Source organism: Sphingomonas gei (assembly GCF_004792685.1).
Lineage (GTDB): Bacteria > Pseudomonadota > Alphaproteobacteria > Sphingomonadales > Sphingomonadaceae > Sphingomonas > Sphingomonas gei.
In genome coordinates this window covers 344,212-362,756 of the sequence record NZ_SRXT01000003.1, presented here as the reverse complement: position 1 = coordinate 362,756, position 18,545 = coordinate 344,212, and the positions used below count along the sequence as shown (strand labels likewise).

General features: G+C 67.6%; 18 protein-coding genes. 11 read left to right on the top strand and 7 right to left on the bottom strand.

Features of this window, described 5'->3' with window-relative positions:
- Positions 1–159: 159 nt before the first annotated feature.
- Entirely contained in the window at positions 160–573 is a 414-nt protein-coding gene (locus E5A73_RS08695) for a hypothetical protein (RefSeq protein ID WP_135963423.1), read from the bottom strand.
- 79 nt (positions 574–652) lie between these two features.
- Here E5A73_RS08695 and E5A73_RS08690 point away from each other — a divergent pair, with 79 nt between their 5' ends.
- A complete protein-coding gene (locus tag E5A73_RS08690; RefSeq protein WP_240700097.1) occupies positions 653–916 on the top strand; it encodes a hypothetical protein in 264 nt (87 codons plus the stop codon).
- Complete coding sequence (locus tag E5A73_RS08685) at positions 916–2,697, top strand: hypothetical protein (RefSeq protein ID WP_135963422.1); 1,782 nt, start codon at positions 916–918, stop codon at positions 2,695–2,697. Before E5A73_RS08690 ends, E5A73_RS08685 begins: the two co-directional genes overlap by 1 nt.
- 73 nt (positions 2,698–2,770) lie before the next feature.
- Here E5A73_RS08685 and E5A73_RS08680 read toward each other — a convergent pair whose 3' ends face one another.
- Genes E5A73_RS08680 through E5A73_RS08670 form a run of 3 tightly spaced genes read right to left on the bottom strand, consistent with a single transcriptional unit; the run spans position 2,771 to position 7,123 of the window.
- Complete coding sequence (locus E5A73_RS08680; RefSeq protein WP_135963421.1) at positions 2,771–3,679, bottom strand: flagellin; 909 nt, start codon at positions 3,677–3,679, stop codon at positions 2,771–2,773.
- An 11-nt stretch (positions 3,680–3,690) separates the two neighbouring features.
- A complete protein-coding gene (locus E5A73_RS08675; RefSeq protein ID WP_135963420.1) occupies positions 3,691–5,790 on the bottom strand; it encodes a flagellar hook-associated protein FlgK in 2,100 nt (699 codons plus the stop codon).
- 25 nt (positions 5,791–5,815) lie between these two features.
- Positions 5,816–7,123: a flagellar hook protein FlgE gene (locus E5A73_RS08670; RefSeq protein WP_135963419.1), complete on the bottom strand. Its 1,308-nt coding sequence runs from the start codon at positions 7,121–7,123 to the stop codon at positions 5,816–5,818.
- Between the two features lie 164 nt (positions 7,124–7,287).
- Between E5A73_RS08670 and E5A73_RS08665 the strand changes: the two genes are divergently transcribed.
- From E5A73_RS08665 to tmk, 9 genes are all read left to right on the top strand, one after another.
- Positions 7,288–7,680, top strand: a complete 393-nt coding sequence (locus E5A73_RS08665) for a flagellar biosynthesis repressor FlbT (protein WP_135963418.1) — start codon at positions 7,288–7,290, stop codon at positions 7,678–7,680.
- A 12-nt stretch (positions 7,681–7,692) separates the two neighbouring features.
- Positions 7,693–9,048 carry a flagellar protein export ATPase FliI gene (gene fliI, locus E5A73_RS08660; RefSeq protein ID WP_135963417.1) on the top strand — a complete coding sequence of 452 codons (1,356 nt, stop codon included), beginning with the start codon at positions 7,693–7,695 and terminating at the stop codon, positions 9,046–9,048.
- Entirely contained in the window at positions 9,045–9,470 is a 426-nt protein-coding gene (locus E5A73_RS08655; RefSeq protein ID WP_135963416.1) for a hypothetical protein, read from the top strand. The genes fliI and E5A73_RS08655 overlap by 4 nt, the downstream gene beginning before the upstream one ends.
- The gene (locus tag E5A73_RS08650) at positions 9,467–10,513 is read left to right on the top strand and encodes a peptidoglycan-binding protein (RefSeq protein ID WP_135963415.1); all 1,047 of its coding nucleotides are present in this window, start codon (positions 9,467–9,469) and stop codon (positions 10,511–10,513) included. The genes E5A73_RS08655 and E5A73_RS08650 overlap by 4 nt, the downstream gene beginning before the upstream one ends.
- 229 nt (positions 10,514–10,742) lie before the next feature.
- Positions 10,743–11,792: a sigma factor-like helix-turn-helix DNA-binding protein gene (locus E5A73_RS08645; RefSeq protein ID WP_135963414.1), complete on the top strand. Its 1,050-nt coding sequence runs from the start codon at positions 10,743–10,745 to the stop codon at positions 11,790–11,792.
- A 77-nt stretch (positions 11,793–11,869) separates the two neighbouring features.
- Positions 11,870–12,385 (top strand): hypothetical protein, encoded by a 516-nt coding sequence (locus E5A73_RS08640; protein ID WP_240700096.1) that lies wholly within the window; start codon positions 11,870–11,872, stop codon positions 12,383–12,385.
- Positions 12,386–12,515: 130 nt separating this feature from the next.
- Positions 12,516–13,625 (top strand): helix-turn-helix domain-containing protein, encoded by a 1,110-nt coding sequence (locus E5A73_RS08635; protein ID WP_135963413.1) that lies wholly within the window; start codon positions 12,516–12,518, stop codon positions 13,623–13,625.
- A gap of 85 nt (positions 13,626–13,710) precedes the next feature.
- Entirely contained in the window at positions 13,711–15,318 is a 1,608-nt protein-coding gene (locus tag E5A73_RS08630; RefSeq protein ID WP_135963412.1) for a putative bifunctional diguanylate cyclase/phosphodiesterase, read from the top strand.
- A gap of 32 nt (positions 15,319–15,350) precedes the next feature.
- Complete coding sequence (gene tmk, locus E5A73_RS08625; protein WP_135963411.1) at positions 15,351–15,995, top strand: dTMP kinase; 645 nt, start codon at positions 15,351–15,353, stop codon at positions 15,993–15,995.
- Positions 15,996–16,048: 53 nt separating this feature from the next.
- Here the strand turns inward: tmk and E5A73_RS08620 are convergent, their stop codons facing one another.
- The 3 genes from E5A73_RS08620 to E5A73_RS08610 form a co-directional block, all read right to left on the bottom strand.
- Positions 16,049–16,777 (bottom strand): ATP-binding cassette domain-containing protein, encoded by a 729-nt coding sequence (locus E5A73_RS08620; RefSeq protein ID WP_135963410.1) that lies wholly within the window; start codon positions 16,775–16,777, stop codon positions 16,049–16,051.
- The gene (locus E5A73_RS08615) at positions 16,774–17,664 is read right to left on the bottom strand and encodes a hypothetical protein (RefSeq protein ID WP_240700095.1); all 891 of its coding nucleotides are present in this window, start codon (positions 17,662–17,664) and stop codon (positions 16,774–16,776) included. Before E5A73_RS08615 ends, E5A73_RS08620 begins: the two co-directional genes overlap by 4 nt.
- Positions 17,665–17,873: 209 nt before the next feature.
- On the bottom strand, positions 17,874–18,500 hold the full coding sequence (locus tag E5A73_RS08610; RefSeq protein WP_135963408.1) for a DUF4198 domain-containing protein: 627 nt from the start codon (positions 18,498–18,500) through the stop codon (positions 17,874–17,876).
- Between the last annotated feature and the right edge of the window lie 45 nt (positions 18,501–18,545).

Genomic DNA, 18,545 nt, shown 5'->3' with positions numbered 1-18,545 from the left:
GCCGCGTGCACGAGGTCAGCCGCGGCGGCCGCTCACGGCGCGAAACTGATCCTGAAAGCAGACCAACAACAAGCCCCTCCCCTTCAGGGGAGGGGCTGAGGTGGGGCGGGCGAAAAACGCATTTCGCCTGCCCAATAGCAACTTTCCGCGCTGCGCCGATCAATTCCGCGCGGCGGCGACTTCGACGATCAACACCTTGGACACGCCCGGCTCCGCCGCCTTGAGCGCGGCATTGAGGTCGTGATCGAGCCGCCCGGCATCGATCGCGCGCAGCCCCGAGGCGTTGAGCCGGGCGAATTCGAGCGCGGCGGCAACGGTCGTATCGCGCAGCGCCGGCATCTCGGCGGTCGCCTTGGCGGCGGTCGCCGCATCCTTCGTCTCGAGCACCAGCTTGAAGCGCATATTGCCGGCGACCCGGTCGGACTCGATGATCGGCACGATCACTTCATCCATCGGAACGAGGTTGAGCCCCTCGGCATCCGCGGCAGTTCCGCCGCCGGACGCCTGCGCCCCGCCGCCCGGAAAGGGCACCAGCACTATTGTCAGCGCAAGCGTGGCCAGACCTTTACGCACTTCAAAACTCCTTGGTTCGGGCAGTCGAATACGCGCCCATGCGTCTATAATAGAATGAAATGAGTCAGAAGGTGTCCCAGTGAGCCACGATCAACGTCCCGGCCGGATGCGCGTCGTCAAGGATCCGAGCGGGTCCGACCGCCGCCGCGGCAACGCCGTCACGGCCGACGAGGCCGCGAATTCGTTCGAAGTCGTCGGCGGCGCGGGCACTGTCGGGGCCGCCCCTACCGCGGCAGCAACCGACCAAGGCAGCCTCCCCTTGCTTCCCGCGGCCTTGTTCCTGCTCGCCTGCGTGGCGGGCGGCGTGCTGGTCGCGGTGATGCGTCCGATGGGCCTCGGCTGATGCGCACCGCGCTCATCGCTCTGCTTGCCGGTGCCGCCACCGGCACGCCGCATGCGGCGGCGCCGGTTGCTACGGCCGAAGCCGCGTCTGCGGCAAAGCCAGGCCTCAATGCCGCTGCCGCAGTGCTTCCGCCCTTCGCCGCAGAGCTCGCGCAGATGCCGATGATCTCCGGCGGCGCCGGCTGGCACGGCGAGACCGGCGAGACCGGTTGGGCGCTGCTCGCCGCCTCGCGTCCCGAAAACCGCCAGCTGCGCCGCTGGAACTATGCGCTGGGCCTGATCGGCGAAGGCCGGGGTGCCGATGCGCTCGGCGTGCTCGACGTCATGCAGGGCAGCGACCGCGACCTCGGCCTGGTCGCCCCCTTCCTGCTGGCGCGCGGTGTCGCGCTGACGCTCGTCGAGCGCGACGAGGATGCCGTTTCGGCGCTCTCGATCGAAGAGCTCGCCGCCAATCCCGAAGCCTGTGCCTGGCGGATGCGCGCACTCGCGCATGCCGGCGACGCCCAGGCCGCGATCCGCCAGGTCAATTGCGCGCTCCCCGCGATCAACGGCCGCAGCCCCGATGCGCGCGCGCCCTTTGTGCTCGCCGCGGCCGGTGCCGCGATTGATGCCGGCCAGCCCGGCCCGGCGCTCGCCTGGCTCAAGCTGTTCGACGATCGAGACCCGGAGGCAAATATATTGCGTGGTCGCGCGCTGGTCGCCACCGGCGACCCGCAAGGCGGTCAGCTCCGGCTCGAGCGCGCCGCGCTCAGCGGCGATCCCGCGATCAAGGCGCAGGCCAGGCTCGGCACGATCGAAGCCGGAATGGCAATCCACAGCCTTTCCCCCGCCGCAGCGCTCAAGCAGCTCGATGCACTGCGCTTCGGCTGGCGCGGTGGCGCCGTCGAGCGGCGCGTGCTCGAGATCCAGCTCGCCCTTGCCAATGAAGCGCACGATCTGCGCGCCCAGCTCCGCGCCGGCGCGGCACTGATCCGTTATTTCAAGGTTGGCGCGAAGGCTGCGCCGATGCTCGCCGAGCTGCAGGCCGCGCTCTCCGCCGCGCTCGGCCCGGACAGCGGCGTGCCGCTGTCCGAAGCCGCGGGCCTTTATTGGGACTATCGCGAACTGGCGCCCGCCGGCGCCGAGGGCGACGCCCTCGTGCTGCGCCTCGCCGGCCGCCTCCAGGACGCCTCGCTCTACGCCCGCGCCGCCGAGCTGCTGCAATATCAGCTCACCCAGCGCGCGGAGGACGTCGCGCAGGGGCCGCTGTCGGTAAAGGTGGCGTCGCTGCACATTCTCGCCGGCAGCCCCGATCGCGCGCTCGACGCAATCCGCACCACCGAGCAGCCCAGCTATTCCGACGCGATGCGCCAGGACCGCAAGCGCGTCCAGGCCGTCGCACTCCTGCGCCTCGGCAAGGTCGATGCGGCAATGTCCGCGCTGGAGGGCCTGCCCGATGCGCACGCGATCCGCGCCGAGATGCGCTGGCAGGTCAAGGACTGGGGCAGTTTCGTCACCGAGAACGCCCTCCCCGCGCCCAAGGCCGGCCTGAGCGAACCCGCCCAGGCAGCGGTGCTCCGCCAGGCGGTCGCGCTGGCGATGCTCGGCCGCGAGGACCAGCTCGAGGCGCTGAACGCGCGCTATGCCGCGGCGTTCAAGTCGCTGCCGAGCGGCCAGGCATTCGAAGTGCTGACTCGCAAGGTTGGCAGCATCGATCCCGCCGCGATCGGCGCGGCGATGAGCGCGATCCCCCAGGCCAGTCCCGCAGGGGCGACCGGCGACCTGCTCGACGCGGCGTCGTAAAAGATATCATCAACGGGAAAAGGGGCCACCACTTGCGCGGCAGCCCCTCTATATCTCTCGACCGGGAACCGTGTCAGCGGATATAATTGACCAGGCTCAAATCGGACAGCTGCGCGAACACCGAATAGCTGGCCTGCAGCATCGTCTTCTGCTGCGCAAGGTCGAGCGCAACCTGGCCGAGATCGGCGTCCTCATTGGTCTCGATCACGCCTTCCAGCAGCAGGCCGCGCTGCTCGCCGCGCGTGGCCAGCGTCTCGACCTGGTTCTGCTTGCGGCCGTTATCGGCGTTCACTGCACGAAGGCTGTCGATGCCGGTGCCGAGCTGTCCCACAGCCTGCTTGAGCGCGTCGAGCTGGGCGCTGGTCGGCTTGGAGCCGATCGTCCCGGCCTGGGCAAGCGTCTTGAACGCCGCATACAGATCCTTGCCCACGGCGCTCGCGGTGATGCCATAGACCACGTCGACTCCGTCGGCGACGCGCGCGCTGGAGCGAACCCCGTCGTCCTTGAATGCGTCGGCCGCGCTGGTCGTGGCGACTTGGGCGAGCGTATCGGGGGTGAACGGCGTGCCGTCGGTCTGCGAGCCGGCGAACATCGGGGCGCCGCCCTCGTTGGCGTTGAGCGACGTGCGATACTGGCTGAACGCAGTTTCGATGGCTTCCTGCAGGCCGGCGGCATCGCCGGTGCCGACGGCGTTGAGGATGTCGTTCTTGAGGTCGCCGACTGCCTTATCGATGCCCTCGAGATGGCCCTGATAAATCGACAGCGTCGTGCCGACGCGTTTGGACACGGTCGACTGCGCATCCTGCCGCGCCAGCAGACTGTGCGCCGAGAGATTGCGCACGGTCTCGGTGCCGAGATCGGCAAAGTCCGCCGCCTTCTTGCCGGACGCGAGGCGCTGCTGGGTGATGGCAAGCGCTTCCTGCGAACGCTGGATAGCGCCCGCCATGCTGCGCTGGAGCGGGATGGTGGCTACGCGTGTCATTGTCGTTCCGATCAGACCATGTTGAGCAGGGTGTCGTACATTTCCGATGCGGTGGAGATCACGCGCGCCGCGGCCGAATAGCTGTTCTGCAGGATCACCATCTGCGAGAGTTCCTCGTCGATATTGACGCCAGAGAAGCTGTCGCGGCGGTTGACTGCGTCGTCACGCCGCGCCGCTGCATCGAGCAGATCGCCCTCCGCCCGGCTCGCCTCCAGCCCGGCGCGGCCGAGCAACAGGCTCGAAAAGCGCTCGATCGTGGTCTTGCCGTCCTTGCCGAGGTCGATCGCGCTGCCCAGCTTTTCCACGAACGCAGTCGCGCCGCGGGTGTCGCCTGCGCCGAGCGCCTTGGCGCCCACCGCAGCGTTTTCCTGAAAGCGCGCGAGCGGCAGCTTGGCCGGGGTGGCGAGCACTTCGGGGCGCACCTGCGCATTTTCGAGCCCGCTCGATGCGCCGGTCAGGCCGAGCATCGCGCCGAAGCCGCGCCCGGTGCCGAATCGGTCGGTCGAGTCCGACGGGATCGACAGCGTCGCCCCCGAAAGCGCGCCGGCTGGCTCGAACCGCATCCGGCCGCGATCGTCGAGGCTGAAATCGCCGAAATCGCCCAGCGGGCTGGCATTGAGCTCGGTCACCAGGTCGCCGACGGTGCCGCCCGAACTCGGGCTGAGCGTGTAGCTGGTCAGCGAGCGGCCCGTGGCGTCGCGCAGCACGATTTGCGCGGTCTCGCCCGTCGCAAAGCCGTGCGCGTCGCCGGCAACGAGCCCCGAGGGGACCAGCGAACTCGACTCGCTGCGAACGATGTCATTGAGTCCGAAATATTGCGAGACGCCCACGCCGGCGCGCGCGCTCGGATTGGCTTCGCTCTGCGCGACGACCACGCCGTTGCCGGCGCCGTTGGCCTTGATGCTCAATTTGCCGTCGGTGAAGGTCGCCGTCCCCGATCCGCCCAGCCCGGCGTTGATCGCCGACACCATGTCGTCGATCGTCGCGCCGGCGGGCAATGCCCCGAAGTCGATGCTGGTCTTGGCGACGAGCGTGCCGTCGGCCTTGGTCACCGCGAAGGTCGCGGCGCCGGTGAAGCCGAGCCGGTCGCTGCCGACGAGCCCGGTCTGGCGGCCGTCGAGGCTGACCGGCGGCGGCACCGTGCTGCCGGCATTTGAAACCGAATTGAGCGCCTCGGAAAGCCCCGAGAACAGGACGCCCATCTGCTCGCTGAACGCGGGCAGCGCGCGATCGCGCAGGTCGAGCAGCCCGCCCAGCTTGCCGCCGACAGCCGCGGAATCGAGCTTTTCGCCCGTCGCTGCACCCATCGCGCCGCTGTCTTCGGCGAAGCGGATCTCGATCGTCGGATACGTGGCTTGCGAAGCGCCGCCTCCGCCGCCATTGGGATAGGACAGCTGGCGCAGCCGCTTGTCGAGCAGCACGCCGCCATTGGCGGTCTCGATCGTGACGCGGCCGTCGGGCTGGTCGCGGACATTGACTGCGATCAGCCCGCTCAGTTCCTCGATCGCGGTCATCCGCTGATCGGCGGCGCCGCCGACATTCTTGCCCTGGCCCGTCGCCGAGGCGACGCTGATGTTGAGATCGTGGATGCGCTTGAGCAGGCCGTTGATCTTGTCGACCGAATAGCCGACCTCGGATTCCACGTCACCTCGCAGCCCGCTGACATCGGACTGAAGCTGTTGCATCGAATCGATCGCGTCCTGCACGTCGGACGTGAACACCGCGACGGTCTGCGCCGACGATTGCGAGCCGGTCATCGCGACTGCCGCCGAGCTTACCGCGTCGAGCCGTGCCGGCAGGCCCGAAGCCGCGCCGGGCTGGCCGAGCAGCGACTGGAGCCGGTCGAGATAGCCCGAGGTGACGTCCGCGCGACCATAATCGCCCGCACGGCGATAGACATTGGCTTCGAGGAAGCGGTCGGCGACACGGCTGGGCTCGCCCACCACGACGCCGGCCACCTGGCCCGAGACCACGCCGGTGCTGAGGTTGACGCGCTCGCGCGCATACCCCGCCACGCCGACATTGGCGATGTTGTTGGAAACCGAGCGGAGTCCGGCCTGGGCTGCAGCCAGGCCGGAAACCGCGGATCCGAGGATGTGATTGAGCGACATCGCTTAGGTCTCGGATATTGGAGGATTAACGCTTCAGGTCGCTCACTTCGCGCAGCATGTCGTCCACCGTGGTGATGATCTTCGACGACGCGCTGTAGGCGCGCTGGAAGCGGATCATGTTGGTGAACTCGCCCGCCAGATCGACGGTCGAGGCCTCCAGCGAGTTGGAAGCGATGCTGCCGGCGCCGAGCTGGCCTGGCGCATTGAGCGTCATCCCGCCCGAGGCGCGGCTGATCGTATAGGCGTTGCCCGACAGACGGGTGAGGCCGTCCGGGTTCTGGAAGGTCGCGATCGGCAGCTGGAACACCGAACGGCTCGAGCCGTCGGAGAAGATCGCATTGACCACGCCTTTCTTGTCGATCTCGACCGACGAGAGGTTGCCGAGCATGCCGCCATCGACGTTCGACGAGATCAGCGAGCTCTCGGAGCCGGACTGGGTGAGGCCGTCGATGCCGTCGTCGCTGCCGATCGCCAGCGTGATCGGAACCGAACCGGCAGCGTTGGTCCAGGTGACGTTGAGTGGATTGAACAAGGCTGCGGTCGAACCGGTCCGGTCGAGGCTGCCGTCGCCGTTGAACTTGATCGTGCCGCTGGCGAGCATGCCATTGGTGGCGGTGACGTCGCTGGCCGGATTCGCATAGACTTCGCTCTGCCAGGTGTTCGGACCGGTCTTGATGAAGCCCATCGTCACGCGGTGCGTGCCGCCCTGCGCGTCCGACACGTCGAACGAGCGGGAGAATTGCGGCGTGACGGTGCCTGAGGCCATGCCACCGGCGGTATAAGCAGGAGGACCCGTGTAGGTCGCGGTGGTCGACTGCAGGTTCATGCGCGCCTGGATGCGCGTGGTCGGCGAAGCGGTGCCGACCAGGTCGCTCACGCGCACCGGCTCGAGCGCTTCGATGCTGCCGGTGTTGGTATATTCGCCGGTGGCGTCGAGGGGCCAGCCATAGAGATAGAGGCCGGCGGGATTGCGGAGGAAGCCTTCCTCGTCGGGACGGAATGCGCCGGCGCGGGTATAGGCGACGTCGCCGCTCGAGTCCGAACTGGCGCGCGTCACGAAGAAGCCGCCGCCGTCGATCGCGAGATCGGTGCTGCTGCCCGAAGCCTGGAGCAGACCCTGCTTCGAAACCATCGACATCGGCGCCGCGGCGACGCCGCCCGCCGAATAGTTGCTCTTGGCGCGGCCGTCGGTGACCATGGTGCGGAACTGGGCTTCGACGCCCTTGTACCCGACGGTGTTGATGTTGGTGATGTTGTCGGCGACGGTCGCCATTGCGCTCGCTTGAGCGCTGAGACCGGACACGCCGGCATAGAGAGCGGAATAGAGGCTCAAGTCATTACTCCTGACGACGCCCGCGGATAGATCGCGCAGGCCACAGGTGTATTCTAGGAGGACCGCAGACCGAACCAAATGCCCGGCAAAATTTGCCTAGCAAAAAAACCTGTCCGCCGCATCGATCCTATAATGGAGGAAACGCACACGAAAGGTTTGTCCCCATGCTCCGCATTACGCTTCGCGACGGCGAGAAGGTGATCGTCAACGGTGCCGTCCTGCGCGCTGTGGGCCGTACGCAGATCGTGGTCGAGAACCAGGTTTCGATCCTGCGCGGCCGCGAAGTCATGCAGCCCGAGGAAGCCACCACGCCGGCCCGCCAGCTCTATTTCGCTGCGATGCTCGCATATATCGATCCGGCCAATCGCAGCCAGCACCAGGACAATGTCGTGGCGCTGATCGGCGCTCTGGTCGCCACGCTTACTGCTCCCGAGGCGCGCACTGCGTGCATCGCCTTCGCCCACGACATGGCGCAGGGCGACTATTACAAGGCGCTCTCGGCCGCGCGCGAACTGATCGGCTTCGAGAATGTCGCGACCGAAGCCCAGGCCGCGTAAGGACCGCCGCCGGTGCAGACTCTCGCCAGCGCCGCCCGCGCGATCCGCACGATGGTGCCCGATCGCCGCTTCGGCAGCGTGGTCGCGGTTCGCGGCGCGCTGATCGAAGTGGAGGGGCTCGCCGGCGTCGCGCAGATCGGCAGCCGCGTCGAAATCCAGGGTTCCAACGGCAAGGTCGAAGCCGAAGTCACTGCGCTAGATCGCAACGTCGCGCTCTGCCTCCCCTTCGTCGACCCGCAAGGCGTCGGTCTCGGCTCGCGCGCCGAGCTCGCCGCCGGTCAGTTCAGCATCCGCCCGTCCGCCGCATGGCTCGGCCGCATGATCGATGGCCTCGGCCGTCCGGTCGACGGCCAGGGCACGCTTCCCAATGGCGCCGACCCCCAGCCGATCAAGGCCTCGCCTCCCGCTGCCTCCAACCGTGCGCGCGTCGGCCAGCGCATCGAGACCGGCGTTCGCACGCTCGACATGTTCGCGCCGCTCTGCGTCGGCCAGCGGCTCGGGCTGTTCGCGGGATCTGGCGTCGGCAAGTCGGTCTTGCTGTCGATGCTCGCGCGCTGGACGCAGTGCGACGTCGCGGTCATTGGCCTGATCGGCGAGCGCGGCCGTGAGGTTCAGGAATTCATCGAAGACGATCTCGGCCCCGAAGGCATGGCCCGCTCGGTCGTCGTCGTCGCCACCTCGGACGAGCCTGCTCTCATGCGCCGCCAGGCCGCATGGACCACCCTCGCCATCGCCGAGCATTTCCGCGATCAGGGCCTCAACGTCCTCTGCCTGATGGATTCGGTCACGCGTTTCGCAATGGCGCAGCGCGAGATCGGCTTGGCCTCGGGCGAGCCGCCCGCGACCAAGGGCTACACCCCCACCGTTTTCGCCGAACTGCCCCGTCTGCTCGAGCGCGCCGGCCCCGGCGAGCCGGGCAAGGGCATGATCACCGGCCTGTTCACCGTTCTCGTCGACGGCGACGACCATAATGAGCCGATCGCCGACGCGGTGCGCGGCATCCTCGACGGCCACGTCGTGATGCGCCGCGCGATCGCCGAGCGCGGCCGCTATCCGGCGATCGACGTGCTCAAATCGGTGTCGCGTACTCTCCCCCATTGCATGAACGATGAGCAGAATGCGACGCGCATCGCCGCACGCAAATTGCTGTCGACCTATGCCGACATGGAAGAGATGGTCCGCCTCGGCGCCTACAAGGCCGGCTCGTCCGAGGAAGTCGACCGCGCCGTCGCACTCGCTCCGCAGATTGAGGCGCTGATCAATCAGGGCAAGAACGAGCGCGGCAATGCCGATGCCGCCTTCGCCGCGCTGGCGGAAATCGTCGGCAGCGAGGCCTTTGCCGTCGAGCCGCTCGGAATGGCCGCATGACTCCGTTCGACACCGCGCTGCGCGTCCACCGCCGCGAAGTCGATGCCGTCAAGGTATCGATCAGCGTCGAAGTCGAGCGGATCACGACGCTCGAGAGCCAGACCCGTGCGCACGACGCGACGCTGCGTCAGGAGCGCGCGCTCGCCTCCGCTTTGCCCTTCGCCAGCGACGCCTGGACTGCGCGGATGAAAGCCGAACGCGCGCGTCTCGACGAAGCCGCCTACCTCGCCCAGGCCCGGCTGGTCCGGCTGCGCGACAAGGCCGTCGAGGCCTATGGCACGATGCGCGCGATCGAAGGCGCTGCCGAGCGCTACGAAGAGGACGCGGAACGCACCATCGCCCTCGCCGAACAGAGCGCGGGCGACGATATCGCCGCGGCGCGCTTCCTGCGCGCCCGCGCCGCCGTCCGGCGGCCGGCATGATCAATCCGGCGCAACTCGCCGCGCTCCCGCCCGCCAAGCGCGCGGAAGTGATCTATGCGGAGGCGCAGTCGCAGCTGTCGAGCCGGCTGTGGCGGGCCGCGCTCGGCGATGGCGACAATAAGGACGCCCGCGACAATTCGCCCTTCGGCGGCAACAACATGAACATGGACTCGCTGCTCGGCCTGCTCGGCGGGCGCGAGGGCATTTCCGGCGCGCCGGCCGCATGCGCCTGCCACTGCGCGTGCAATTGTCACCAGCCGGCCGTTGCGAGCGTCGCCAGCCCCGCCGTCAAGGTCGGTGCGGGCACTACTGGCGCCGGAACGATCGATCCCGAGGAATCGCACACGGCTTACACGCCCGTGCGATTGTCGACCGGTGATGGCGCCGCGGGCAGCGGCACGCTCCAGCTCGGCGCCAATGCGCGCTATGCCGCCACCTTCGCCACTGCGGAGGCGCGCACCGGCATCCCGGCCACCGCGCTCGCCGCGATCGTCGATGCCGAAGCCGCCAAGACCGGCGACGGCAGCTGGAACACCCATTCGCGCAATCCGCGATCGAGCGCCGCCGGCCTCGGCCAGTTCCTCAGCGGCACGTGGCAGGAACTCGCCCAGACCCAGGGCACCTGGCTCAACGGCTATGCCGCCGATCGCGGCTGGCTCGACGGCCGCGGCCGCCTGCAGACCGGCAATCGCGCCGAACTGCTTGCGCTGCGCTATGATCCCAGCGCCTCGATCCTCGGCGTCGCCGATCTCGCCAAGACCAATCTCGACCGGCTCGAACAAGGCGGCGTGCGCGTCCGCACCGATGCCGAGACGCTCGCCAAGGCCGCCTATCTCGGCCACCATCTCGGGCTGGGGGACGCGAAGAAGTTCCTGAGCGGCGGGATTGATGCCGGACGCGCCCGGATGCTGCTTTCGGCCCAGATCGGTTCGTCCGCCGCAGACCAGCGCATCGCGAGTGCGGGCAACGCCACGCAGGCCCATCGCCAGTGGCTGCTGGGCTTCATCGATCGAAGAATTCGCCCCGAAACATTCGCGGCGTAAAATTCTTCCTATAACGAAATCACCGTTTACCACTCGAAAATGGCGCGGTTATCAGGCCGTAAACCATTGTAGGTCGCAGATTTTCGGGAGTTCCCCTCGACCTACGGACGATCCCCACTGCGTATTTCTACATATAGGATCGGTTTACATCCGTTAAAGGATTAACTGGCATCAGTGTCCCTGTCGAAAGGGCGGCCTCACGGCGGCTCGCGAAGCAGGGGAAACAGAAATGTCGAAGATCACGATCGCACTCGAAGCCGCCGTCGCCACCGTCATCGAGAACACGCCCGCCGACGGCAATCGAACCAACCGCCAGCGCGTGTATGTCGACCGTGCCTTCGCCCATATCCTCAAGCTGATCGCCCCGCGCATCCGCCATTTCATCCGCCAATACGGCCTGGTCGCCCATTGGGACGATGCCGAGCAGTGCTGCGCCATCGCCGTGCACCGCGCGATCGAAGCCTATGACCCTGCCAAGGCGCAGTTCACCACGTTCGTGAACTGGCAGATCCGCGGCGAGCTGCAGAGCCTCCGCTTTCGCCTGATGACCGATCAGCGCCCCTCGGCGAAGAAGGTCGAGGCGACCACCGTGTCGCTCAACGCGCTTTCGGTCGGGGTCGATGGCGAGGAAATGTCGCCCGAGACGCTGATCGCCGACGAGGACGCACTCGCCCGCACCGAAGCCGCCGCTTCGGACTATCTCTCGGAAGGCGCCATCGCCTCGCTGGTCGACGCCTATGTCGATCATCTCCGCAAAGTCGGCATCGAGGCGCTGCGCCGTCGTCCCCGTCCGAAGCGGGAGGAAGCCGCGCTGCGCCGCGAAGGCCCGCGGCTCCGCACCGCCACCTACGGTATCGATCCCGCCGAGCTCGAAAAGCTGGAAGCCAAGCTCGCCCGCGACCGCGACATCGTCGTCCGCCGCGTGTTCCAGGCGTCGACGCTCGACGATCTCTCGCTCGAGACCGGCGTCACCAAGGAGCGCGTCCGCCAGATCACCAAGCGCGCCGCCAAGACGCTCGCCGAGATCGCCGCTGCCGATCCGCGCTTCGCGGTGATGGCCGAATATGACCGCCCGGCGACCAAGCGCCGCCAGCCGGCCCCCGCCACCACCTCGCTGCTCCCCGATGCGGACCAGCCGCACAACCTGCTTGCCAGCGTCCGCGCCATCCAGCCGGCCGAACTGAGCATTGTTTTGGCCGCCCCGGTCGAGAGCGTCGAACGCGTCGAAGCGGTGCTCGTCGCCCAGGCCGCCACGCCTTTGCGCGCCGTGCTGCACTAATCGCGTCGGATATGTCCGAGACACACCGTCTGTCCGTATTTCTCCTATAATATAGGCAGATAGAGGAGAGGGCCCTGATGTACGGCGAGATCAAAACGAGCGAAGGCCCGTCTGGCGGCTGGGCAATGATGCCCCGCCCCAATCGCCGCCTGACTGCCCTGGCCCGCGAGGTGGCGCGCTGCGCGCTGCCGCTCCTGCCCGAAGGCGCGGGACTGTTCATGGGTCTCGAGACCGATGCCGCCGGCGCGATCCGCTTGCTCTGGTGGCGTTCGGACGATTTCGCCAAGGTTGCCGAGATCAGCGCATCGCCCGCAGGCTTCTGCGCAGTCGACACCGAAGAAGGCGCATTGCAGGAAGCCGCGGCCGAATTGCTTGAATATCTCGCCGGTCGCTGGCCGAGCCCGCCCGCAGGCTATGGCGTGATCACCGACGGCATCGGCGTCGCCTTTGCACCCGATCATCCCGCTCCATCGGCGTCGGGCTGGCTATTCCGTCAGGCGAACGGCGGCGCTCCATTGCTCGCGATCGTCGCTCTCGACCGGTCGGGCCCTTGCGCATTGCTCGCCCAGCGCCAGGAGCGCTCGCTCCATTAAGTTTGAATTGCAGTTTCACTATAAGACACGCTTATTCTATTAAAGGATATAGCGTTAACCTTGCATTATTCTTGTTTCGCTTCATGATTGGTCACAAGCGGCAAAAGTCCGCGGGGGGACTGGCGTGGCGATGGCGAAGGGGAAGGGAAAGCGGCAGGGCGGAGCCCGTGCGGCGGCCGGCGAGGTACCGGTCGACCTGCATCGCTGTTTCGTCTTCCCCAATCGCATGCGCGAGCAGCGCCGCGCGGCCGGCCATGTCAGGCTGCTCCGGCTGGCCTCGGCGATCCCCGACATTCCCTATATCCGCCTGTCCAAGATCGAGCGCGGCGAAGTCGTCCCGCGTGCGGAGGAACTTCGCCGCATCGCCGCGGCGCTGAACCAGGCTCCCGGCGAACTGCTGCTCGACGTCGACGCCCCCGGGTTCGACATCGCTGCCTGGGCCGAGCCGTTCCTCGATGGCGCGGCCCCCGATTTCGCAGAGGAACGCTTCGCCGTCCTGCTCGCCGCGGCACTGCGCGCCAGACGTGCAGGCGACCCGGCGCTGACCATCGCCGCGATCGAACGGGACTATGGCATCGCTCCGGTGACTCTGTCGCGCATCGAAAACGCACAGAAGACGTTCGATCGCTGGAATGCCGCCACCCACCGCGCATTGTACCAGCTGCTCCGCGTTGCCGACGAAGTCGCGCTCCGCCAACAGGTCACTGGCTTGCACGCGAGCGGCGCGCTCGACGGCGTCCTCGGCCAAATCGCCGGCGCGGCCGCGCGCCACGAGCGCACCCGCGCCCGGATCGCGGAGATATCCGCCGGCTTGCAGGCCGGGGTCCCTGCCCCGGTCGCGGTCGTGGCGCCGCTGTCGGTGGGCGGTGCGGTATCGATCCGCTTGATCGCGGTGCTCGGCGCCCCGCTCGCAGCGGGGCTGATCGCCGACACGCCCACCCCCGAAAAGGTCGAGGCGCCGCACGCCGCCGGTCCACGCGCCTTCGGGCTCAAGGTCTGCCGCGCCTCGTTGGGCGGCGGCCTACCCGGCCAGGCCGTGGTAATCGTCGACCCCGATCGCTTTCCTGCTCCTGGCGGCCTCGCGGCATTGCGTGAGGAAACCGGCTGGCGGCTGCTCTCGGTCGGTGCGGACCGCGACGGGCGGATGATCGGCTACAGCAGCAATCCCCCGCTCGAAATCCTGCTCGACGATTGCGATCCGTCGCGCCTGGCCGCCTTGGTCGGCGCGATCTTTCCCTGAGACTCAATTGCCGCGACCGCGCCGAAGCGCGTGGTAACCTCCTATAAAGCAAGTTGAATGCATTGCGCTCGCAGGGAGTTGAGCAATGGAGGGCCAGCTGCGCCGCCTGTTCGTCCGCCATCGGGATCACATCCTCGTCGTCGTCCCGGTGCTGGCGATGCTGCTGCTCGGCGTCATCTTCAATCTTAGCGAGCGCTTCCACCTCTTCGCCGAACGCCACGAGGCCTGGCAGATCGACGAATTCCTTCCCGCTTTCGTCGTCGCCGGGCTGCTGTACATGGTGCTGCTGGTCAGGCGAACGCGCGGATTGCGCGTCGAATTGCAGCGCCGGCGGCGCGCCGAGAGCGAAGCCAACCAGCTCGCGCGGCATGATTCGCTCACCGGACTGGTCAATCGGCGCATCTTTGCCGACCAGATCGCCGCGCGCATGGCCAGGCTCGCGCCGGGCACCGAAATCAGTCTGCTCATGCTCGATCTCGACCGCTTCAAGCCCGTCAACGATACCTATGGTCATGAAGGCGGCGACGCGATGCTCGTCACGATCGCCCGCCGGCTCGAGCACCTCGCCGGCGCGAACGGCATGGTCGCGCGGATCGGCGGCGATGAATTCGCCTGCATCGTCCAGCATCCCGCCGGCTCGCATCTGCCGGTCGAGACTGCCGAGGCGATCCTCGCCGCGGTCGCCAAGCCCGTCCAGCTGCGCGGCGGGCTCGCCGAGGTCAGCGCCTCGGTGGGTCTCGTCACCAGCCCACCGGGCGCGTCCGACGCCGAAGCTATGCTGCGCGCCGCCGATTTCGCGATGTACCGCGCCAAGCGTTCGGGCCGTTCGAATTATTGCGTGTTCGCCGCCGGCATCGAAGCCGAGATGGGCGAACGCGCCCAGCTCGAGCTCGACATGCACGCCGGGATCAATCGCGGCGAATTCGTTCCCTATTTCCAGCCGATCGTAGAGCTCGCCTCGGGCGCGTTGATCGGCTTCGAGGCGCTCGCCCGCTGGAATCATCCGAGCCGCGGCCTGATCGCGCCCGACCGGTTCATTCCGATCGCCGAGGAAGCCGGGATGATCCAGGATCTCGGGTTCGCGGTGCTGCGCGGTGCCTGCATCGAGGCACGCCGCTGGCCGCAGCACCTCACCTTGTCGGTCAACATCTCGCCGCTCCAGCTTAACGATCCCTGGCTGCCGCAGCGCATCCTCCAGGTGTTGTGCAGCACCGGCTTCGCCCCCGCCCGGCTGATCGTCGAGATCACCGAGACGCGCCTCGTCCAGGATATCGACGCGGCGCGCGTGATCCTCGTCTCGCTGCGCAATGCCGGCATCCAGATCGCGCTCGACGATTTCGGCACCGGCTATGCCAGCCTCAAGCATCTGCGCGAGCTCCAGTTCAACCGGATCAAGATCGATCGCGAGTTCATCCAGGACATGCACGCCGGCGACAATGGCCAGATCATCCGCGCGATCCTCAGCCTGAGCGAAGGCCTCGGCCTGCCCGTTACCGCCGAGGGGATCGAAACCGACGAGAGCGCCGCACTGCTCGCCAGCCTCGGCTGCCAATATGGCCAGGGCTTCCTCTACAGCCAGGCGGTGGAAGCCGAAGAAGCGCTCCACATCGCCCGCGCGGCGCATTATCTCGGCCATGGCGTGGCGCCCGCCGGCGCCGCCGCTTTTCCCGAGATGCTCAGCGCCGCACCGTGACATCGCCCGCCGCGCTGCTTAAGGCGGGGCGCATGGGCAAAGCGGCTTGTTTCTACGCAGTCGAAGGGGTCGACGGATCCGGCAAGTCGGGCATGGTGGCCTGCATCGTCGATCACCTGACCGCCAACGGCACGCCCGCGATCGCCACGCGCGAGCCCGGCGGCACGCCGCAGGGCGAAAAGCTCCGCGCGCTGCTGCTATCGGGCGCCGATGACGCCTGGGACCAGCAGTCCGAATTGCTGATGATGACCGCCGCGCGCGTCGAGCATGTCCGCCGCGTCATCGTGCCGACGCTCGAACGCGGCACATCGGTGGTGTCGGACCGCTATGTCGGCTCCACCATCGCCTATCAGGGTGCCGGCCGCGGCATGGCCGAGACCTATATCCGCGACCTCCACAAACAGGCAGTCGGCGACGTCTGGCCCGACCTGGTCGTCATCCTCGATCTCGATCCGGAGATCGGCCTTGCCCGCAGCCGCCAGCGGCTCAGCGCCGGGGCGATCGACGAAGGCCGCTTCGAGACGCTCGACCTGGATTTCCACCGCCGCATTCGCCAGTCGTTCCTCGACCAGGCGGCGCGCGATCCAGGGCGGCATGTCGTGATCGACGCGCTCGGCACGCCCGAGGAAGTCCGGGCGCGCGCCGCCCAAGCAATCGAAGCCTGGCGGACGCGGTAATACAGGTCGCGCAGCAGCGACGCAGCCGTTCGCTCGTTGCACCAGGTGGCCCCTTACCCACCGGTCTCGGATCGCAGGATGTCGATCATCTGTCGTTCGAAGGCTTGGGGGGTCCGGGCAGCGGTTTGAAGCATGTCTTCGCTCAGCGTCATCGCGACCTTGCCGTCGGCGAACATCAGACCCGCGTCGCACGCTGCCGCCAATGTGTTGAGGTCGTGCAGGGCAGTCATTAGGGTAAGTCCGCCATCGACCCTCTCCCGCAGCGCCCGCCGCAGGTCGAAGGCCGCGACTGGATCAAGCCAATTGAACGGTTCGTCCAGAATAACGAGCGAATGACCCCCAGCGAAGGCCGCGGCGATCGCGATCCTTTGCCGCATCCCGGCCGAGCAGTCGCCGATCCAGCGGTCCAGCAGAGGGGCCACACCCAACGCCACGTATAACGATCCCATCCGGGAACGAACCTCTTCCATCTTTCCACCGGTGAATTCGAGTACGTCGCGCCCGCGCAGGGAGTCCGGCAGCTTGTCGGGTGGAGGGGCGAAACCGAAGCGCAAGGCGCGCGCTGCGCGATCCCCGACCAGCTCTTCGCCACCGACGCGGCAGGATCCGCCGGCGAACGGTAGCCGCCCGGCGAGCGCTCGAAGGAGACTGGTCTTGCCGGATCCGTTGGCTCCGATAAAGCCGAACCACGACCCCTGGGCGACCGTCAGATCGACGGCGCGCACGACTTGCCGTCCGCCGCGTTCAACCGCCGCTCCGGTGAGAAGGACGGCAGGGTTCACGCGAGCAACCACGTCTTCGCGGCCCCCCGGCGCTGCAATTGCCACAGAATGGCGATGGCGACGAAGGGCAAGGCTATCGGCGCGGCATACCCGGCCAGCAGGAGCACGCCCGCGTGGATCGAGACGAGCAGATCGGCGAAGCGCTTGCCGTAAAGGCGGTACGCGAGAACGCGCGCGGCCAGCAGGAGCAGCGTCGCGATGGACGCGGCAGCGACGATCCCGGCAGCGACGGGTCCGAAAGCGACCAAGCAGATCGGCACGGCCAGACCGGTGAACGGCAGCAGGCTTTGGGCGTGGTGGAGGACGATGGCCCGGGCGCCATGTCCGGCGATCGTCATGAAGCGAACAACGCTATCGTCGACGAGGGTGAGCGTCAGTGCCAGAAGGATAACCTCGATGCCGACAACGGCTATCAGAGCATTCGTCCCGAGCGTGTTTGCCCATAGCAAAGACAAAAGCAGGATCATTGCGGCAACGATCCCGGCACCTGGCTGGCGCAACCATCTTCGGACCGTCCATCCTGGCCTCGCCTTGCGGATCGCCGGCACAGGCCTTGCGAGGTTCGTTATCATGTGGACCGCGAATGCGCCGGCAAGATAGGCTGGCGCGCTGATGATCAGCAGCGATGGGCGCGCGATCAGTGTTGTTGCCGCCAGCACCGCGATCCCGGCGCCGTGCGAAGCCGCCATGTAGCGGCGGCGGGTCAGCGACTGCAAGGCCTCGGCGGCGAGCAGGCCGTCGGAGCCATGAAACCGCAGACGGGCCGCAACCAAGCGCCCCGCCACCATTCCGACGACAATTCCGGCTCCAAGCGCCACCCACGCCGCAATCCTCCATGGCGGATCGGTGAACCATGACCGGACGACCGTCATGGCGATCAGCAGCATGGTCCCGGCAATCAGCCGGTCCTGCCAACCCGCAAAGGTTGCCCGGGCCGAGTTGACTGCAATCCGCCAGTCATGATGGAACAGGCGGTCACGTCGCGTTTCAGAGGCTCCCATCGCCAAACTCTAGCCCTTCGGCGAGCGTCTGCAATTGGGATTGCGCCGGGCGGGGGCGGGCCGGGAAGGAACGCCAAGTCGACCCCGCCCGTATCTCACCCGATGACGAACGTCGTCGTGGTAATCCGGTGCACTGCATCCACGGCGCCGCCCGGCAAGGTCGCTGCGCCGTCCTTCTGCGTCGCCGACAGGATGTAGCGCCCCTTCTCGCGCACTGGGATCTCGAGCGCGCCGCCCCCATCGGCGACCATGGTCTTCGACCATTTGTCGGGCGTGATCACCACCACCTTGGCGCCGGCCACCGGCTTGCCGTCGCGCACCACCACGAATCGGCTCGCGCCCGCCGCGGCAGGGACGATCTCGAACGGCAGAACGGCGCGCGGATCGCTGCGGCCGGCGCGGGCATAATAGACCACGCCTTCCTTCTTGCCCTCGGCATCCCATGGCGCGAAGACATTGTCGTCCCAGGCGCGCACGTCGCCCGCGGGCGCCGCGACTTCGATATACCCCGTTTTGCGGACCAGCGCCGCGCCGGCGTTCGCCACCAGCTTGGGCGCCTGGAGCTTGGCGAATTCGGGATCCCCGCCTTCGGGAAGCGCATCGCCGGGCTCGCCCAGATAGATACGCGCCGGCCCGTTGGCGTCGCGCTCGATCCACACCTCATGCGCGTGCGCCGCGCCGCACGCGCCGAGCATCAGCGCCGCCAGGATCCATCGCTTCATCGCTTCCTCCAGAATATCTTCGCGGCACCGCCGCCGAGTCGGCCT

Excerpts from the sequence above, each read along its gene's own strand:
- E5A73_RS08650 (WP_135963415.1), top strand. The coding sequence starts at position 9,467 with ATGATCAATCCGGCGCAACTCGCCGCGCTCCCGCCCGCCAAGCGCGCG.
- tmk (WP_135963411.1), top strand. The coding sequence starts at position 15,351 with ATGGGCAAAGCGGCTTGTTTCTACGCAGTCGAAGGGGTCGACGGATCC.
- E5A73_RS08680 (WP_135963421.1), bottom strand. The coding sequence starts at position 3,679 with ATGACACGCGTAGCCACCATCCCGCTCCAGCGCAGCATGGCGGGCGCT.
- E5A73_RS08645 (WP_135963414.1), top strand. The coding sequence starts at position 10,743 with ATGTCGAAGATCACGATCGCACTCGAAGCCGCCGTCGCCACCGTCATC.
- E5A73_RS08610 (WP_135963408.1), bottom strand. The coding sequence starts at position 18,500 with ATGAAGCGATGGATCCTGGCGGCGCTGATGCTCGGCGCGTGCGGCGCG.
- E5A73_RS08665 (WP_135963418.1), top strand. The coding sequence starts at position 7,288 with ATGCTCCGCATTACGCTTCGCGACGGCGAGAAGGTGATCGTCAACGGT.
- E5A73_RS08640 (WP_240700096.1), top strand. The coding sequence starts at position 11,870 with ATGTACGGCGAGATCAAAACGAGCGAAGGCCCGTCTGGCGGCTGGGCA.
- E5A73_RS08615 (WP_240700095.1), bottom strand. The coding sequence starts at position 17,664 with ATGCTGCTGATCGCCATGACGGTCGTCCGGTCATGGTTCACCGATCCG.
- E5A73_RS08630 (WP_135963412.1), top strand. The coding sequence starts at position 13,711 with ATGGAGGGCCAGCTGCGCCGCCTGTTCGTCCGCCATCGGGATCACATC.
- E5A73_RS08675 (WP_135963420.1), bottom strand. The coding sequence starts at position 5,790 with ATGTCGCTCAATCACATCCTCGGATCCGCGGTTTCCGGCCTGGCTGCA.
- E5A73_RS08685 (WP_135963422.1), top strand. The coding sequence starts at position 916 with ATGCGCACCGCGCTCATCGCTCTGCTTGCCGGTGCCGCCACCGGCACG.
- E5A73_RS08635 (WP_135963413.1), top strand. The coding sequence starts at position 12,516 with ATGGCGAAGGGGAAGGGAAAGCGGCAGGGCGGAGCCCGTGCGGCGGCC.
- E5A73_RS08655 (WP_135963416.1), top strand. The coding sequence starts at position 9,045 with ATGACTCCGTTCGACACCGCGCTGCGCGTCCACCGCCGCGAAGTCGAT.